The organism is Paenibacillus terricola, from assembly GCF_014779765.1.
In the GTDB taxonomy this organism is placed as follows: domain Bacteria; phylum Bacillota; class Bacilli; order Paenibacillales; family Paenibacillaceae; genus Paenibacillus_T; species Paenibacillus_T terricola.
On record NZ_JACXZA010000002.1, the window covers coordinates 186,992 to 204,330 of the forward strand.

The window sequence follows — 17,339 nt, forward strand, 5'->3', positions numbered from 1 at the left end:
TGTGAATGGCGAAAGAGCCTCGCATCTATTCGATCAAGGAACTGAATCGATACATTAAGCTGAAGCTGGAAGCGGACAATCTGCTTGGTGATGTATGGCTTCGCGGTGAAATATCGAACTTCACCCACCATTCGAGCGGGCATATGTATTTCACGCTGAAGGACAGCGACAGCAGGATCAAGTGCATTATGTTTGCCTCGCACAACCGCAATCTTCCCTTTATTCCGAAGGAAGGGGCGAAGGTTATTGCGCAGGGCAACATTTCGGTATATGAACGTGACGGAAATTATCAGTTCTATGCAACAGCAATGCAACCGGATGGGATTGGCAGCTTGTATTTAGCTTATGAACAACTAAAGCGTAAGCTGGAGAACGAGGGGTTGTTTGACGCAGCACGCAAACGGCCGATCCCGTCGCTCCCACGGGCGATTGGTGTCATTACATCTCCGACAGGCGCGGCTGTTCGCGACGTAATTATTACGTTGCAGCGGCGCTATCCGTCTATTCCGATTATCGTCTGTCCTGTCCTTGTCCAAGGGACAGGTGCAGGACCATCGATTGTGCGAGCGATCGAATTTATGAACCGAATCGCCGAAACCGACGTATTAATTGTTGGGCGAGGCGGCGGGTCGTTGGAAGAGCTATGGGCATTTAATGAAGAAGCGGTAGCAAGAGCGATCGCAGCTTCGGCAATCCCGGTTATTTCGGCTGTTGGCCATGAGACGGACTTTACGATAGCGGATTTCGTTGCTGACCTGCGGGCGGCAACGCCTACAGCTGCAGCAGAATTGGCAGTTCCGCATATCGGTGAGCTTCAACGTCAGGTGGAGCGGCTTAATCAAAGGCTGGTTCAAGCTGGCAGGCAGTATGTGAAAGTGTCGAGAGATCGGCTGGAGCGTATAAGGCGTTCGCCATTTTTTGTACATCCAAGGCGGTATTTGCTTGATCAAGCGGAACGTCTCGATCGGCTTCAAGAGCGTCTTGCTCATTTGACCGTCCGCAAGGCTGAGCGTGGCCGTGAGCGGCTGGAGCGTATGCGTACGCTGCTTGCAGCCAATCACCCCGGTCATGCGGTAGAGACAGCGTCGGATAAACGAGGCGCGATGCAGCGTCGCTTGGAATCAGCGATGGCTGTTCGTCTTAAGGAACGTAAATTAGCATTGTCAGCTTCGATCCGGCAGTTGGATGCGCTGAGCCCTTTGAAAGTTATGGCGCGCGGATATAGTCTCGTCTATGACGAGAGCGAGAAGAAGCTGATTCGCTCGGTAGAAGAAGTGCAACTGGGCGATGTCATACGAGTGAAGCTGACGGACGGATTATTAGATTGCCATATTTGGTCGATGCGAGGTGATCAGAACGATGGAAGCGAATGATCAGCTATCGTTCGAGGAAGCAATGGAGAAGCTGGAGACGATCGTCATGAAGCTGGAGAATGGCGATGTTCCACTGGAAACGGCGATTGAGTTGTTTCAAGAAGGCATGCGGCTATCGCAGCTGTGCGGAAACAAGCTGGAACTGGTGGAGCGCAAGATCGAGCTTCTCGTAGAAACGGAGCAAGGCGTGCAGCGGAAGCCGTTTGTTCATCCAAACGAAGATAGAGGGGAATAAGCTTTGAGTGAGCCGTTAACTACACAACAATATATCAGTCAGACTGCGGCCGAAGTCGAAGCGGCTTTGAAATCAGTCTTACCTGCGAAGTGGGACGTTCCAGCAGAGCTTCGCGAGTCTATGAATTATTCGGTTGATGCAGGCGGCAAACGTATGCGTCCAGTACTCGTTCTGGCCGCTGCGGAAGCCATTCGACGCGATCCTGCAGCTGTCAAAGCAGCAATGCCGGTGGCATGCGCTATCGAAATGATTCATACGTATTCATTAATCCACGACGATCTTCCGGCGATGGATAATGATGATTACCGCCGCGGCAAGCTGACGAACCATAAAGTGTTTGGCGAGGCAATGGCAATTCTGGCTGGAGATGCACTACTGACGCATGCTTTCTATAGCATTGTACAGTCTGCGCGTTCGAACGGCGTTGCGGCTGAGATTGCTCTGCAAATTGTGGAGGAGTTGTCTGTGCTGGCCGGGGCTTCCGGTATGGTTGGCGGTCAAGCGGCAGATATGCTAGGTGAACAAGGCGTTACATCGATCGAGCAGCTGAAGTATATTCATCAGCACAAGACGAGTGATCTGATCGTGTTCTCACTACGTGCGGGAGCACTGATTGGCGGAGCTACAACAGAGCAATTGGAGCGAGTAACAGAGTTCGGTACCGCGCTTGGACTCGCGTTCCAGATTCAAGACGATATCTTGGATTTGATTGGCGACGAAGCGAAACTTGGCAAGAAAACGAACAGCGATGTGGAGCAGCACAAGGTGACTTATCCCTTCCTCATCGGTCTCGAAGAAAGCCAGATGGAAGTAGAGCGACTGACCGATGTTGCGAAACAAGCGCTTAACCAGGCTGAGCTCGAGGCGCCTGCTCGACTATTCGGCATTGCCGACTATTTGATGAAGCGCGACCATTGATTTATAATGGTTAAAAAACGGGTAAAAGTCGATAGTTCGACAAATCTAGTGGTTAGTAGCGAAAGTGAGGAAAGCGCCGTGTTGCTCGACAATATTAACGATCCTAAGGACTTGAAGAAGCTATCCGTATCGGAGCTCGAAACATTAGCTGGCGAAATTCGACAGTTTCTAGTTGAGAAGCTTGCTGCAACGGGAGGGCATCTCGCGCCGAATTTGGGTGTAGTTGAGTTGACCTTGGTGCTTCATTATTTGTTTGATAGTCCAACTGACAAATTTATTTTTGACGTGGGTCATCAATCCTATGTGCATAAAATTTTAACAGGAAGACGCGATCGGTTCGATACGCTCCGCAAGTATAAGGGTCTGTGCGGATTCGTCAAGCGTTCCGAGAGTGAGCATGACGTCTGGGAAGCCGGCCACAGCAGCACTTCGCTGTCTGCGGCAATGGGAATGGCGCTTGCGCGTGATTTGAAAGGCGAATCGAACAAAGTCGTCGCGATTATCGGAGACGGTGCTCTGACGGGCGGTATGGCGCTCGAAGCGCTTAACCATATCGGACACGAGAAGAAGAACCTGATGGTTATTCTGAACGATAACGAAATGTCGATCGCTCCTAACGTTGGTGCGCTTCATCATTATTTGGGCAAAATCCGTACGGATCGTCATTATCAGAAGGCGAAGGAAGAGTTGAACAGCCTTCTTAACAAGATTCCTGCGATTGGCGGCAAGATTGCAAAGACAGCTGAACGATTTAAGGATAGCCTGAAATATTTGCTTGTAAGCGGCATTTTGTTCGAACAATTTGGCCTTACTTACTTTGGTCCGGTCGATGGTCATGATATTCCATCGCTTATGGAAATCATTAAGCAGGCTTCGCAGGTAGAGGGTCCGGTACTCGTTCACGTTGTAACGGTGAAGGGCAAAGGCTACTCGCCAGCAGAAGCAGATTCGTTCAAGTGGCATGGCGCTACACCGTATAAGATCGAATCTGGCCAAATGCTTAAGGCAGTTGGACCACCGATGTATACGGATGTATTTGCGGATGCGCTTATGGAATTGGCAGAGAAGGACGAACGTATCGTTGCGATTACACCTGCCATGCCTGGTGGTTCCGGCCTAATGAAGTTTGCCGGTCGGTTCCCGCATCGGATGATCGATGTCGGTATCGCGGAACAGCATGCTGCTACGATGTCCGCCGCGCTGGCGATGGAAGGCTTGAAGCCGGTTTATGCCGTTTATTCGACCTTCTTGCAGCGTGCGTACGACCAAGTGGTGCATGATATTTGCCGTCAGAATCTCAATGTTGTATTTGCGATTGATCGTGCAGGCTTTGTTGGCGCAGATGGCGAGACGCATCACGGGGTGTACGATATTCCGTTCCTGCGTCATGTACCGAATCTGGTGCTGATGATGCCGAAGGACGAGAATGAGCTTCGCAACATGATGAAGACGGCTATGGATTATAACGATGGGCCTATCGCTGTTCGTTATCCACGTACGAACGGACTTGGCGTTCCGATCGATCCGGAGATGACGGCGATTCCGATCGGCTCATGGGAAGTGCTGCGCAGCGGCGAACAGGTTGCAATTGTTGCAATCGGTCCTATGATTAGCGTGGCTGAAGAAGCAGCAGATCTGCTGAAGCGCGAAGGCATTAATCCGCGCATCATTAACGCGCGTTTCGTGAAGCCGCTTGATGAAGAGATGCTTCGCTCTCTCGCAGAAGACGGCATGCAAATTGTGGTGCTGGAAGAAGGAGCTGAGCTTGGCGGTCTTGGCAGCGCAGTGATGGAATTCTACTCGCAGCAGCAAATTTTCGGTGTCAATGTCCGGATTATAGGCGTACCAGACGTGTTCGTTGAGCATGGTTCTGTGAAGGAACAGCGTGCAGAGACTGGACTTACCGCTGAGCGCGTTGCTGCTGATGTGAAGACCATGATGCCGCGCCGCACTCGAATGGCTACAGGGCAATAATCGTCCGTTGATCACGAAGTATATCAGGAAGCTTATTCGGCATCGAATCTTGATTCAGCCCTCGAACTCCAAAGCTTATGCTTTCGAAGTAGGTTTCTCTATGGAAACCTTGTAGCTCATGTAGGTTTGCCTACACTCCGCTACTCGTTCTTCGGTCTAAATCAACCTTCTCGGTGCTGAACAGCCGATTTTTGAATTTTCTTTGGAAGATAGCATTCGAAGGAGAAACATGACGAATACGAAAGAACGAATTGATGTTCTGCTCGTGGAGCAGGGCTTTTATGAAAGCAGGGAGAAAGCGAAAGCGGCCGTTATGGCCGGTCTCGTGCTGGTTGATGGCGACCGGATGGAGAAGAGCGGGATGAAGGTGCCTCGGGCGGCAGCAATTACCGTCAAGGGCGCTCCCCATCCCTATGTGAGCCGCGGAGGCCTGAAGTTGGAGAAAGCGCTTCGGCAATTCGGCATTCCGATGGAAGGCCGGATCATGCTTGATATCGGCGCCTCCACAGGTGGATTTACGGATTGCGCGCTGCAGAACGGTGCTTCGCTCGTCTACGCGATCGATGTAGGGTATAATCAGCTCGATTATTCGCTTCGTTCGGATGACCGCGTGCGCGTGATGGAACGTACCAATTTCAGACATATGCAGCCTGGTGATCTCGATGGTCCCGAGCCGACATTTGCTTCAATCGACGTTTCCTTTATTTCGCTGAAGCTGATATTGCCTGCTTTGACCGGACTGCTGGCGAAAGGCGGCGATGTAGCAGCGCTTATTAAGCCGCAGTTTGAAGCGGGCCGTGAGAAGGTCGGCAAGTCAGGCGTTGTCCGCGACTCAAGTGTGCATGAGGAAGTGCTGCGTACAGTGCTTGGTTTCGCGGCCGAGCTCGGTTTCGAGGCCAAAGACATTACATTCTCGCCAATTACAGGCGGCGAAGGCAATATTGAATTTCTCGTCCACTGGCTGTGGACAGGCGAACAGGGATCTGCCGCAGCAGTTGCTGCTGTGCCGGATGACAATCGGATCGCAGCGCTTGTTGCAGAAGCTGGCCAGACATTCCGTGCCGGTAAAGCATAAGCGGAAGAAGAGGCATTTTTCGAACGGGCTAAGGCCTTTTCGAAAAATGCCTTTTTTTGTGCGTGTTCGCCTTTACAGGGCATACTTCATTTGATACACTAGGGTTACCAAACAAGCGTTCGTATTCTACAGAGCAGGATTCAACGTTGTTCGCCTCGAATGTGATTAACGAGCAAGTATGGGGATTGTTGGATATCCCTCTTGCATCGTTTAGGCTTGAACCGAGACGAAAGCGGGGAATTGCCATTGGAACAATCTATCGACTGGTTCGTCATGTTGTTGGTGGGGTCGTTGTTGCTCTTATGGATCTATCGCGCTATATACAATTGGCTGCATGCTCCTCCAGGCATGAAGCGGTTGAGGCTGGGCAAGGGAGGCGTATGGTCGGCTGACGAATCTGGTGTACAGATTCTAGAAGCGAGCGGCTATGTCGTCACCTCCGGGAAACATCGTGTCCCGATTTCGATTGGATGGAATGGGAACCGGTTATATTCTCGGCTGTATATTGATTACATTGCAGAGCGAGATGGCAAGATGTATGTAGTCAAGTGCTCACGAGATCGTCAACCGATGGATTGGACGGGCAGCGGCATACGGGATCGGTTAATGGTTTATGCGTTATTACTGCCAGAGAGCAGTGGAGTATTGTATGTGGATACGACCGACGGAACGGTCCATCAGATAACGTTCGATATCGGCGTATACGACCGAGAGGAATAGCAGGAGGACATTGAAGATGAAGGGCTTACGACATTTTAGAATAAGGGACATTATTGCGAAACAAGTCATTGAGACGCAGGACGAACTCGTTGAAGCGCTGCGTACAGCTGGACTGCAGGTGACACAAGCGACCGTTTCACGCGATATGAAGGAGCTGCAGCTGATAAAGGTTCCGACAGGTGACGGGCGATACCAATATTCCTTACCAGGAGACAATCGCCAGAGTAACCCGATACATAAGCTGAAGCGATCGTTAATCGACCACTTTACGCATATTGATTACACAGACAATCTTGTCGTTATGAAATGTTCCCCAGGTACAGCGAATACGCTTGGTGCGCTTATTGATAACATGGAGTGGACAGAAGTGATGGGTACGATCTGCGGTGATGACACGATTCTAATCATCTGCCGCACGAAGGAGCAGAGCGGTGAAGTAACCGAACGGCTGCTCAGCCTATTAGAAGGTACGCAAAGTTGAGGATATATATGAATATAGAGTGAATGCTAAGGAGGAATTCTCATGCTTCGCGAATTGTCGATTCGTAATTTGGCGGTAATTGAAGACGTAACGGTTTCTTTCCATGATGGATTTCATGTATTAACGGGTGAGACAGGTGCTGGTAAGTCGATTCTGATCGATGCGCTCAGCCTTGTCGTCGGAGGACGCGGCCAAGCAGAACTCGTGCGCCATGGCTGTGACAGAAGTGAGATTGAGGCTGTATTCGATATGCCACTCAATCACCCCGTCTGGGAAGTGCTCGCTCGTAATGGCTTAACGGCATCGCCGGAAGAGCTGCTCGTTATTCGCCGTGAATTGAACGCACAGGGCAAGAGCGTTAGTCGAATTAACGGTCAGACCGTGAATTTGTCGATGCTCCGTGAAGCAGGAGAATGTCTCGTTAACATTCATGGACAACATGAGCACCAATCGCTTCTTCGTTCGGACAAGCATCTGGACTGGTTGGACGCATATGCAGGAGAGCCGCTTGGTGAGCGCAAGAAATGTTACGCTTCATTATATAAGCAATACGAGTCAGCGAAGTCCGCGCTGCGTGAGCTGGAGGAGACTTCGAAGCGCCAGCTTCAGATGCTTGATTTGTATAGATTCCAGCTTGAGGAGATTGCAACAGCCCAGCTGCAGCGGGGCGAAGATGAATCATTAGCTGAAGAGAAACGGAAGCTAACTTATGCGGAACGCCTGCGCGGTAATGCTGCTGAAGCCTATGAGCTGCTATATGGCCCGCAAGGACTCGATGCGATCGGCAAGGCGGTATCGAAGTTGGAGGACATCTGCTCCTTCGATAAGACTGCAATTGCCCCATTGCTGGAGCAGCTTCAGTCAGCGTATTATCAGGCTGAGGATGCGGTATTCTCACTGCGTGATTACCGCGACAATATCGAATCCGATCCTGAACGTCTGGCATGGATTGATGATCGTCTGAATACGATCCATCACTTGAAGCGTAAGTATGGAGAATCGATCGATGAGATTCTCGTTTATTACAATAAAATTAAGACAGAATGTGAATGGTTGGAGAACCGTGATGAACGTCTTCAGCAGCTTCGAGAAGAAGAGCAACGGCTGTATCAAGAAGCGTTAAAGCTGGCTTACGAATTAACGTCTCTTCGTAAGCATGCGTCCAGCCGTCTATCCTCGGCTGTCGAGACTGAACTGCAGCAGCTCCAGATGGGCGGTACACAGTTCCGTGTTGTTATCGGACTAATTGGCGGCGATCACGCTGAACAAGAACCTGCAGAACCGAAGCTGAGCATCAACGGTATGGATGAAGCCGTATTCCTTCTCGCACCGAATCCAGGCGAACCGCTGAAGCCGCTTGCGAAGATTGCATCTGGCGGTGAGATGTCGCGTATTATGCTTGCGCTCAAGAGCATCTTCGCTGCTATCGACCAGATCCCTGTACTTATCTTCGATGAGGTTGATACGGGTGTTAGCGGTCGTGCAGCGCAGTCGATCGCGGAGAAGATGTCCCAGCTGTCGGTAGGCTGCCAAGTGTTCTCGATTACACACTTGCCGCAAGTGGCTTGTATGGCTGATCATCATTATGAAATCCACAAGGCTGTTATCGAGAGCCGTACGCGCACGTCAGTTACAGAGTTGTCGCTGAACGGCCGAATTGAAGAGCTTGCTCGTATGCTTGGTGGTGTTGAAGTGACTGAGAAGACGCGTCATCACGCGCAGGAAATGCTTGACTTGGCGGTACAACGCAAGGGCGCGTAATCAAACCAGACAGGGAAGGAATTGCGGGACATAAAAGAAACGGGGCAAGGTTACCTTATAGGTACGCCATTGGCGATAAAGCCTTCATCACGACAAGCGATGGAACAACAGGGAGCGTGAAATCATTGAACTCCATCCAACGGAAGCGATGGTTTGGTCTTGTCCTCGTTTTCTTCGTTTGCATAATCGGGACATCAACCCCTATTCAGCATTTGGCCGCATTCCCTGATGAATTAAGATTATTCTCTGGTCAGCCGAAACGTCTGGATTATGGTGTGCCGGTTCATGCAAAAATTACGGTCGACCCTGCGATGCTGCAAGTGAATGGATCGACTACCCGTTCCACCTCCGTCAATCTCAACGAACCTTTGTCGCTGCAATCGAGCAAGGCCGGTATGACGGAAATGTCCCTGAAATTATTCGGTAAAATTCCGTTTAAAACCGTGAAGGTAAATGTCGTCCCGGATCTGCATGTCATACCGGGTGGGCAGACGATTGGCGTTAAAGTAAGGGCTGCAGGAATAATGGTCGTCGGGCATCATCTCGTGAAAGGTGAAGATGGCAAGAAGATCTCTCCTGGCGAGACTGCGGACATCCATCTTGGTGATTTGATCACGAAGGTCGATGGCGTGCAGATGAATGATGTTCATAAGCTGGCTTCAGTCATTGAGAAGTCTGGTGTAGCGAAGCGCGCTTTGCAGCTTACGATTAAGCGTTCTGGCAAAATGATTGAGCGTGAGCTTATGCCAGCCTTTGATGCCGAGGACAAATCGTGGAGGCTTGGTCTCTACATTCGGGATTCTGCCGCAGGTGTCGGTACGCTAACGTTCTACGCGCCTGATCAAGGGGTGTATGGCGCTCTTGGACATGTCATTACCGATATGGACACACAGCTTCCTATTGAAGTCGGTGAAGGGCAAATTTTGCAGTCTAACGTTCGCTCGATTAATAAAAGCCAGAATGGTGAGCCTGGCGAGAAGCGTGCGGAGTTTGTGAAACAGAGCAAAATTTTAGGAAACATTAAACGAAACACGCCATTTGGAATTTTTGGTGGTATGACTGATCAGCCTGACCATGGTTATGATAATCGACGTGTCCCTGTTGCTTTCGCTGAAGAAGTGAAGGAAGGGCCAGCTGAAATATGGACGGTTATCGACGGACAGAAGGTCGAGAAATTCCAGATTGAGATCGTGCATGTAACGAAACAATCGGTTCCGGCTACGAAAGGAATGGTCATTCGAATAACGGATCGACGATTGTTAGAGCGGACCGGCGGTATTGTTCAAGGGATGTCAGGCAGTCCGATTCTGCAGAATGGCAAGTTAGTTGGCGCTGTAACCCACGTATTCGTGAACGATCCAACGAGCGGATACGGGTGTTTCATCGAATGGATGCTGCAGGATGCAGGCGTACTCGTTAAATCAGCACCCAAAAATCTCGAAGCCGTTTAATGGCCTCGAGATTTTTTTTGTCGTTTCATTACTCTGTATACTTACAAACGCACTGAAAAGCTGCTGTCTTTTGTCGAAAGAAAACGAATCATTGTTGATTTTGTATTAAATTATTCATTATAAATGAAGTGAATCAAAAAATAAAGAAAAATAATTTTCGACAGAAGGAATTCAAACAGGTTTGTCGAAAACTATAGATACACCAGAAGGGCAGGCCGAACTTATAATCAATAAACCTAAAATCAAATGGATTTAATGTCAAGGGAGGCTATATTGTGAGTAAGATTGAAGTATTATTGGCGGATGATAATCGGGAATTTACTAATTTATTGTCTGAATACATTGCTGAACAAAATGATATGGTAGTAACGGGAATCGCATATAACGGTGAAGAAGTTATTCAATTGCTTGAAGAAACAAGAAGAATGCCGGATGTTCTCATTCTAGATATTATTATGCCCCATCTTGATGGTCTTGGTGTGCTTGAACGTCTGAGAGAGCTCAATCCTACTCCTATGCCCAAAATTATTATGCTGACAGCATTTGGTCAAGAAAATATTACGCAAAAAGCGGTTCAACTCGGTGCTTCTTATTATATTCTCAAACCTTTCGATATGGAAATCCTTGCAAACCGTATTCGTCAGCTTGTTGTTAATAATAATGTATTAACACCAACCTCTTCGTACAATAGTTCGTCTACTATTTCTAATAAATCGAATGTTGTTCCAATTGCTAAGGGCAAAAACTTGGATGCCAATATTACAAGCATTATCCATGAAATTGGGGTACCCGCTCATATTAAAGGTTATCAATATTTGCGCGAAGCCATTACAATGGTGTACAACAACATCGAGATTTTAGGTGCAATTACGAAAACGCTCTATCCAGCAATCGCGGAGAAATTCAAAACGACGCCTTCCCGTGTAGAACGCGCAATCCGCCACGCAATTGAAGTCGCTTGGACACGCGGCAATATCGATAGCATCAGCCACCTGTTCGGTTACACGATCAACATTAGCAAGTCGAAACCAACAAACTCCGAATTCATTGCGATGGTTGCTGACAAACTGCGCATTGAGCATAAAGTGAGCTAATTATAACGATAACGGGACAATGACAACCGCTGTTTATTGGATTTTACAAAAATCCGATGAAAGCGGTTTTTCTATATGTACAGACAGCTATACGCAAGTTAATAACATAAAGGAAGAAATGTATAAAGGAATAAGGTAAAGACTGTAGTAGGGGAGGCACGGTGACTGAAGTTGGATATTGGTTATTTAATCATTCTCGGAAGAGGAGGACCATTTGATGTTCGAATATCATGGCTGGGCGGTCATCCTGGACAGCACAGGTGAAGAGGGAAACAGCGCAGCGGCGATATATGATCGGGTAATGAAGTATGTGGAACTATTAAAACCGAATACAGATGTGCTTGAATTGAAGGCGATTAATGGACAGTATCATCTGTGGCTGTCGGGGTTGAATAATCATGTGCCAACTTCAAAATATGATCCAGTTGAGATCATGCAAACCTTAGGCGTCATGGCACCGGGATCTTATGGATTGCTGTACGTTTATAATGATGAGAACGAACACCGTACGAATGAATTCCGCGTATTCGTCCTTGCTAGAGGCTGTGTGAAGGAGAAGGAGGATCCGTTCTTGTCCCCCATTATACCGATGGTTGCTGACGAATGTTGAGAATTTGCCGTAAATCAAAACAAGCCCTGCCAGTTCTAGCTGGCTTGGCTTGTCCATTTCTTCTAGACAGCGATTCGATTAAGAGCCAGGACGTGTCGTCGGCTTCGGTGGACGGGGGCGTTTCTGGCGGAAGCGGGGAGCGACGTAGTTGTGTTTGCGGTCGCGGAAGAAAATCCAGCCGCCGATAAAGCTAACTCCGATCGCAAATAGAATAAGGCCAACAACGAATGTAAGCCATTCGAATGACGGTGGATTCACTTCATCGCCATAGGATACGAAATAGTTGTACAGAGCATCTTTCATGCGCAGAAATCCATAGGTCGCCAACAGGCCGGGAATGACGAGCAGTAAAATTGCAATGAAGCGTGTCGCTATGACACTAGGTTGTGCTTTCATATCGTTACTTGTCCTCTCATTATGTAGATGCTGCTAAGTTCCATAATAATCATACATGAACACGTTTCTACTGTCTATTTTGGGATTGAAGTATGTATTCTTTGAAGAAAAATTGTACAATAGATGCATAGACCGGCAGACCGGGTAATCAGGAGAGGGTGTTAAGGTAGATGGCAATTGAAGTAGATGTAGCCGTACTCGGCGGCGGCCCAGGCGGATATACGGCGGCGATTCGCGCTGCTCAGCTTGGCAAACGGACGGCCATTATCGAAATGGACAAGCTCGGAGGCACTTGCCTTCATAAGGGCTGCATACCTAGCAAATCACTGCTTCGCAGCGCAGAGGTATATGCGACGCTGTTGAAAGCAAGTACATATGGCATTGAAGTACAAGAGAATGCGGTTAGTGTGAACTTCGGTCGCGTTCAAGATCGGAAGGAGCAGACGGTTGAGCAGCTGCACGGCGGCCTGCAATCATTAATGGCGAAGCATGGCATTACGATTGTCAAAGGCAAAGGACGCATCATCGGTCCTTCCATTTTCTCGCCGCGTGCGGGAACAGTTGCGGTTGAGCTTGCAGATGGTGAGATGGAATCGGTTGTTTCGAAGCATCTTATTATTGCGACAGGTTCGCGTCCGCGTCAAATTCCAGGCCTTGAAGCTGACGGGAAGCTAATTCTGACAAGTGATGATGCACTTGCGTTGGAACAGCTGCCAACATCGATTCTAATCGTAGGCGGCGGAGTCATCGGTGTCGAATGGGCGTCGCTGTTGAACGACTTTGGTGTGGAAGTGACAATCGTAGAAGCGGCGGAGCGTATTCTGCCGACGGAAGACGAAGATATTTCGCGTGAAGTGACGCGGTTATTCCGTAAGCGCGGTATCCGCATTCTAACGAGTGCTTCCGTTCAACCGAATACATATGCAGGCAGCGATAACGGTGTGAACATTACAGCAGGAGGTACAGACGGCGATGTTCAACTGACAGCTGCATGCATGCTGGTCAGCGTTGGCCGTGTTCCGAATACGGAAGGTCTCGGTCTTGAGAATACCGATATCCGTACAGACAATAACGGATTTATCTTGACGAATGCGCAGTACCAAACGAATGAACGACATATCTATGCGATTGGCGATGTCATCGGCGGTGTTCAGCTTGCGCATGCTGCCGCTCATGAAGGGCTCGCTGCTGTCGATCATTCGAATGGCGGCAAACCGGAGACGGTTGCAGCTCATCGTATTCCTCGTTGCGTTTACTCTCGTCCGGAGATTGCATCTGTCGGTTATACGGAACGTCAGGCGAAGGACAAAGGCATTCAGACGAAGACGGCGAAGCTGCCATTCGGAGCAATCGGCAAGGCGATCGTTGCCGGTGAAACAGAAGGTTTCGTGAAGGTGATTGCAGATGCGGACACGAATGATATCGTTGGCGTCCACATTATTGGTCTGCATGCAACGGACCTTATCGCTGAAGCCACATTGGCCCAGCTGCTCGATGCAACCCCATGGGAAATCGGGCAATCGATTCATCCGCATCCGACGCTGTCGGAGGCGCTTGGAGAGGCGATGCTTGCGCTGGATGGCTTGTCGACAGCGTTCTAAATTTATAACTCAGAGATGACGAAGGGAACGGCGATGCATGTGATGCAAGCCGTTTCCCTTTTTGCAGAAGAACGGTTATAATGTATATGATCTAGTATTAGTACCTGGTTTTAAAACCAACATAAACGGTTACATATTTGATAAAGCAACGCGTTCTGTAAGAGCGCTAGGGAGGGGTAGCTGCATGAACGAGATGGAATCCAAACCTCGTATGTCGCGCCATCATGAAATAGGCCTGACAGATGACCAAGCGATTGAAATGTATCGTACGATGCTGCTTGCACGCAGATTCGACGAACGCGTACTGCTCCTGCAGCGCGCTGGCAAAATTAATTTCCACGTCTCAGGCATTGGACAAGAAGCAGCTCAAGTAGCGGCAGGCTTCGCGCTTGACCGAAACGTTGATTATTTTCTTCCGTATTACCGCGACTATGGATTAGTCCTTAGTGTAGGCATGACGGTGCGCGAGCTGATGCTCTCCGTATTCGCGAAGGCAGAGGACCCGAATAGCGGCGGACGCCAAATGCCAGGTCACTTCGGCCACAAGCGCCTTCGGATCGTAACAGGCTCTAGCCCAGTAACGACGCAGGTGCCGCATGCTGTTGGTATCGCGCTTGCAGCGAAGATGAAAGGCGAGCAGTTCGTCAGCTTCGTAACATTCGGCGAAGGCTCGAGCAATCAAGGCGATTTCCATGAAGGCTGCAATTTTGCCGGTGTACATAAACTGCCGGTTATTATTATGTGTGAGAATAACCAATATGCAATCTCGGTACCGATTCATAAGCAGATCGGTGGACGTATCGTCGATCGTGCGGCTGGTTATGGCTTCCCGGGCGTCCGAGTGGATGGCAATGATCCGCTCGAAGTATACCGTGTCGTGAAGGAAGCGCGTGAGCGTGCGCTGCGGGGCGAAGGTCCTACTCTAATTGAAGCGATGATGTACCGTCTGTCTCCACATTCAACTTCTGATAATGACCTTGCCTACCGGTCGAAGGAAGAAGTGGACGAGAACCGTGCGAAGGACGGTATTCCTAAATATAAGCAGTACTTAATCGATGCTGGCATTTGGTCTGAAGAGCAGGATGTTCAATTAAATGCAGATCTTAAAGTCATTATAGATGATGCGACAAGCTACGGGGATAAGGCGCCATTCCCAACACCGGAAAGCACCTTGCTGCACGTATATGACGGAGATTCGGAAGGGGGGCGCGCATAGATGGCAGTTATGGAGTATATCGAAGCGCTGCGTCTCGCTATGCGAGAAGAGTTGGAGCGGGATGAGAACGTGTTCGTCCTCGGCGAAGACGTTGGTCTGAAAGGCGGCGTGTTTACGACGACCAAAGGATTGCAGCAGCAGTTCGGCGAACAGCGAGTGATGGATACACCGTTGTCGGAATCTGCGATTGCAGGTGTTGCGATTGGCGCGGCTATGTACGGCATGAAGCCGATTGCAGAGATGCAGTATTCGGATTTCATGTTCCCTGCCACCAATCAGATCATTAGTGAAGCGGCGAAGATTCGTTACCGTTCCAATAATGATTGGAGCTGTCCTGTTGTTATTCGTGCACCTATCGGCGGCGGTATCTTCGGCGGCTTGTACCATTCGCAATGTCCGGAATCGGTGTTCTTCGGAACGCCAGGCTTGAAGATCGTTGCGCCATTCACGCCTTATGATGCGAAGGGCTTGCTCAAGGCAGCTGTTCGTGATCCAGACCCTGTCCTTTTCTTTGAAAATAAAAAATGCTACACGCTTATTACAGGCGACGTGCCGGATACCGACTATACGGTTGAGATCGGCAAAGCGAATGTACTACGTGAAGGCGATGATATTACGGTCATCTCTTACAGCCTGCCGCTGCACTTCGCTCTTGAAGCCGCAGAAGAGCTGCAAGAGGAAGAAGGCATCAGCGCTCATATTCTTGATCTTCGTACGCTGCAGCCGCTCGATAAGGAAGCAATCTTAGAAGCTGTTCGTCGTACAGGTAAGGTTATGATTGTGCACGAGGATAATAAGACGGGCGGTATCGGTGCGGAAGTTGCTGCGATCATCGCGGAAGAACTGCTGTACGAGCTTGATGCACCGATCATGCGTGTGTGCGGACCAGACGTGCCTGCAATGCCGATCAACCCGCCGGGCGAGAAGTTCTTCATGTTGAACAAGACCAAGGTAAAAGACGCCATGCGGCAGTTAGCTATCTATTAGAGGTTGTTCAACCAGTCCTTTTTTGACATTTTGAACCCGCACTATTAACAATATGGGCAGCGGGCCCGATGGGAGACGAATTGGCATGAAGACGTTGACGGAAATCGTCATGCCGAAGCTGGCGGAATCGCTAGTATCGGCTACTATTGATCGGTGGCTCAAGCAGCCGGGCGATATGATCAGCATGTACGAACCGATCTGTGAAGTCATCACGAATAAAGTAAACGCAGAAATTCCTTCTACTGTAGAAGGCAGACTGGTATCAATCCTCGCTAAAGATGGCGAAGATGTACCAGTAGGCGCACCGATCTGTGTCATTGAGGCGATTGATGATACAGCTGGTGCATCCGTATCTGCTCCTTCATCATCAGCTGTATCAACTGCAAGTTCGCAATCATCTGAAGATAACGAGCAGGATATTCCTGCAGAAGGCGACATGCGCGGACGTTATTCACCAGCTGTTCAGCGAATTGCAGCGGAGCAAGGTGTAGATCTTCAGCTTGTTCGCGGTACAGGACTTGGCGGGCGCGTAACGCGTAAAGACGTATTGGCGTACGCGGCTTCCGGGCAGCCGAAAGCGACAGTTGCAGCTGAAGCAGTTAAGGATGCAACAACGAAGACGGAGAAGGCGCCATTGCGTACAACGGGGCTTCACCTCTCCGAGACGCCTCGTATCCCTCAGATCGAGGTAGAATCCGAAATTCCAGGCCGCGGTGAGTACTTCATTGATATTACGCCGATCCGCAATGCGATCGCGCGTAATGTGAAGCAGAGCGTAACGGAAATTCCGCATGCTTGGATGATGATTGAGGTTGATGTGACGAATCTCGTTCAGCTTCGCAATAAGCTGAAGGATGAGTTCAAGAAGCGTGAAGGCGTGAACCTGACGTATCTCGCATTCGTGCTGAAGGCAGTTGTCAACGCGGTGAAGGACTATCCGATTATCAACTCGACATGGGCTACGGACAAAATTATCGTCAAGCGCGATATCAACATTTCGCTTGCAGTTGGCACAGAGGATTCGGTCGCAACACCGGTCATCAAGAATGCCGATCAGAAAAATATCGCTGGCATCGCCCATGAGATCGATGATCTGGCACGCCGTGGCCGCGAAGGCAAGCTGACGCTCGCTGATATGAGCGGCGGTACGCTGACCGTCAACAATACCGGTTCGTTCGGATCGATATTGTCGTATCCGACGATCGTTTATCCGCAAGCCGTCAACCTGACGTTCGAATCGATCGTCAAACGTCCAGTTGTCATTAACGATATGATCGGCGTTCGTTCAATGGCGAATATGTGCTTGTCGCTCGATCATCGTATTCTTGATGGCGTTATCTGCGGACGTTTCTTACAGCGTGTCAAAGAAAACTTGGAGAGCTTCTCGCTCGATACGAAGCTTTATTAATCCGGAATTCGTTTCCGGTTATACGAAATGAGGCAACCA

The 17,339-nt window shown here is 49.5% G+C and carries 16 protein-coding genes; 15 read left to right on the forward strand and 1 reads right to left on the reverse strand.

What is annotated here, in order from left to right:
• The first annotated feature begins 5 nt into the window (after positions 1–5).
• The 11 genes from xseA to H8B09_RS08140 all read left to right on the forward strand — a co-directional run bounded on the left by xseA (position 6) and on the right by H8B09_RS08140 (position 11,692).
• On the forward strand, positions 6–1,373 hold the full coding sequence (xseA, locus tag H8B09_RS08090; protein ID WP_191203011.1) for an exodeoxyribonuclease VII large subunit: 1,368 nt from the start codon (positions 6–8) through the stop codon (positions 1,371–1,373).
• A complete protein-coding gene (gene xseB, locus H8B09_RS08095; protein ID WP_191203012.1) occupies positions 1,360–1,608 on the forward strand; it encodes an exodeoxyribonuclease VII small subunit in 249 nt (82 codons plus the stop codon). The genes xseA and xseB overlap by 14 nt, the downstream gene beginning before the upstream one ends.
• Before the next feature lie 3 nt (positions 1,609–1,611).
• Positions 1,612–2,526, forward strand: coding sequence for a polyprenyl synthetase family protein (locus H8B09_RS08100; protein WP_191203013.1), 915 nt, complete (start codon positions 1,612–1,614; stop codon positions 2,524–2,526).
• A gap of 78 nt (positions 2,527–2,604) precedes the next feature.
• Complete coding sequence (dxs, locus tag H8B09_RS08105) at positions 2,605–4,500, forward strand: 1-deoxy-D-xylulose-5-phosphate synthase (RefSeq protein WP_191203761.1); 1,896 nt, start codon at positions 2,605–2,607, stop codon at positions 4,498–4,500.
• Between the two features lie 229 nt (positions 4,501–4,729).
• Complete coding sequence (locus H8B09_RS08110; RefSeq protein WP_191203014.1) at positions 4,730–5,575, forward strand: TlyA family RNA methyltransferase; 846 nt, start codon at positions 4,730–4,732, stop codon at positions 5,573–5,575.
• Between the two features lie 246 nt (positions 5,576–5,821).
• Positions 5,822–6,295, forward strand: a complete 474-nt coding sequence (locus H8B09_RS08115; protein WP_191203015.1) for a hypothetical protein — start codon at positions 5,822–5,824, stop codon at positions 6,293–6,295.
• 16 nt (positions 6,296–6,311) lie between these two features.
• Positions 6,312–6,776, forward strand: a complete 465-nt coding sequence (gene ahrC / locus H8B09_RS08120) for a transcriptional regulator AhrC/ArgR (protein ID WP_191203016.1) — start codon at positions 6,312–6,314, stop codon at positions 6,774–6,776.
• A 42-nt stretch (positions 6,777–6,818) separates the two neighbouring features.
• Positions 6,819–8,537: a DNA repair protein RecN gene (gene recN / locus H8B09_RS08125; protein WP_191203017.1), complete on the forward strand. Its 1,719-nt coding sequence runs from the start codon at positions 6,819–6,821 to the stop codon at positions 8,535–8,537.
• A gap of 125 nt (positions 8,538–8,662) precedes the next feature.
• Positions 8,663–9,988, forward strand: coding sequence for a SpoIVB peptidase (gene spoIVB / locus H8B09_RS08130; RefSeq protein ID WP_191203762.1), 1,326 nt, complete (start codon positions 8,663–8,665; stop codon positions 9,986–9,988).
• A gap of 275 nt (positions 9,989–10,263) precedes the next feature.
• Positions 10,264–11,082, forward strand: a complete 819-nt coding sequence (spo0A, locus tag H8B09_RS08135) for a sporulation transcription factor Spo0A (protein ID WP_191203018.1) — start codon at positions 10,264–10,266, stop codon at positions 11,080–11,082.
• Between the two features lie 217 nt (positions 11,083–11,299).
• Entirely contained in the window at positions 11,300–11,692 is a 393-nt protein-coding gene (locus H8B09_RS08140) for an Imm7 family immunity protein (protein ID WP_191203019.1), read from the forward strand.
• A gap of 78 nt (positions 11,693–11,770) precedes the next feature.
• Here the strand turns inward: H8B09_RS08140 and H8B09_RS08145 are convergent, their stop codons facing one another.
• On the reverse strand, positions 11,771–12,088 hold the full coding sequence (locus H8B09_RS08145; protein ID WP_191203020.1) for a DUF2627 domain-containing protein: 318 nt from the start codon (positions 12,086–12,088) through the stop codon (positions 11,771–11,773).
• 170 nt (positions 12,089–12,258) lie between these two features.
• Here H8B09_RS08145 and lpdA point away from each other — a divergent pair, with 170 nt between their 5' ends.
• The 4 genes from lpdA to H8B09_RS08165 all read left to right on the forward strand — a co-directional run bounded on the left by lpdA (position 12,259) and on the right by H8B09_RS08165 (position 17,300).
• Entirely contained in the window at positions 12,259–13,689 is a 1,431-nt protein-coding gene (lpdA, locus tag H8B09_RS08150) for a dihydrolipoyl dehydrogenase (protein WP_191203021.1), read from the forward strand.
• A 184-nt stretch (positions 13,690–13,873) separates the two neighbouring features.
• Positions 13,874–14,905 carry a thiamine pyrophosphate-dependent dehydrogenase E1 component subunit alpha gene (locus H8B09_RS08155; protein ID WP_191203022.1) on the forward strand — a complete coding sequence of 344 codons (1,032 nt, stop codon included), beginning with the start codon at positions 13,874–13,876 and terminating at the stop codon, positions 14,903–14,905.
• The gene (locus tag H8B09_RS08160; protein WP_191203023.1) at positions 14,906–15,892 is read left to right on the forward strand and encodes an alpha-ketoacid dehydrogenase subunit beta; all 987 of its coding nucleotides are present in this window, start codon (positions 14,906–14,908) and stop codon (positions 15,890–15,892) included. It abuts the gene before it with no gap.
• A gap of 85 nt (positions 15,893–15,977) precedes the next feature.
• Positions 15,978–17,300, forward strand: coding sequence for a dihydrolipoamide acetyltransferase family protein (locus H8B09_RS08165; RefSeq protein WP_191203024.1), 1,323 nt, complete (start codon positions 15,978–15,980; stop codon positions 17,298–17,300).
• Positions 17,301–17,339: the final 39 nt, after the last annotated feature.

Excerpts from the sequence above, each read along its gene's own strand:
- xseA (WP_191203011.1), top strand. The coding sequence starts at position 6 with ATGGCGAAAGAGCCTCGCATCTATTCGATCAAGGAACTGAATCGATAC.
- xseB (WP_191203012.1), top strand. The coding sequence starts at position 1,360 with ATGGAAGCGAATGATCAGCTATCGTTCGAGGAAGCAATGGAGAAGCTG.
- H8B09_RS08110 (WP_191203014.1), top strand. The coding sequence starts at position 4,730 with ATGACGAATACGAAAGAACGAATTGATGTTCTGCTCGTGGAGCAGGGC.
- ahrC (WP_191203016.1), top strand. The coding sequence starts at position 6,312 with ATGAAGGGCTTACGACATTTTAGAATAAGGGACATTATTGCGAAACAA.
- recN (WP_191203017.1), top strand. The coding sequence starts at position 6,819 with ATGCTTCGCGAATTGTCGATTCGTAATTTGGCGGTAATTGAAGACGTA.
- H8B09_RS08140 (WP_191203019.1), top strand. The coding sequence starts at position 11,300 with ATGTTCGAATATCATGGCTGGGCGGTCATCCTGGACAGCACAGGTGAA.
- H8B09_RS08145 (WP_191203020.1), bottom strand. The coding sequence starts at position 12,088 with ATGAAAGCACAACCTAGTGTCATAGCGACACGCTTCATTGCAATTTTA.
- lpdA (WP_191203021.1), top strand. The coding sequence starts at position 12,259 with ATGGCAATTGAAGTAGATGTAGCCGTACTCGGCGGCGGCCCAGGCGGA.
- H8B09_RS08155 (WP_191203022.1), top strand. The coding sequence starts at position 13,874 with ATGAACGAGATGGAATCCAAACCTCGTATGTCGCGCCATCATGAAATA.
- H8B09_RS08160 (WP_191203023.1), top strand. The coding sequence starts at position 14,906 with ATGGCAGTTATGGAGTATATCGAAGCGCTGCGTCTCGCTATGCGAGAA.
- H8B09_RS08165 (WP_191203024.1), top strand. The coding sequence starts at position 15,978 with ATGAAGACGTTGACGGAAATCGTCATGCCGAAGCTGGCGGAATCGCTA.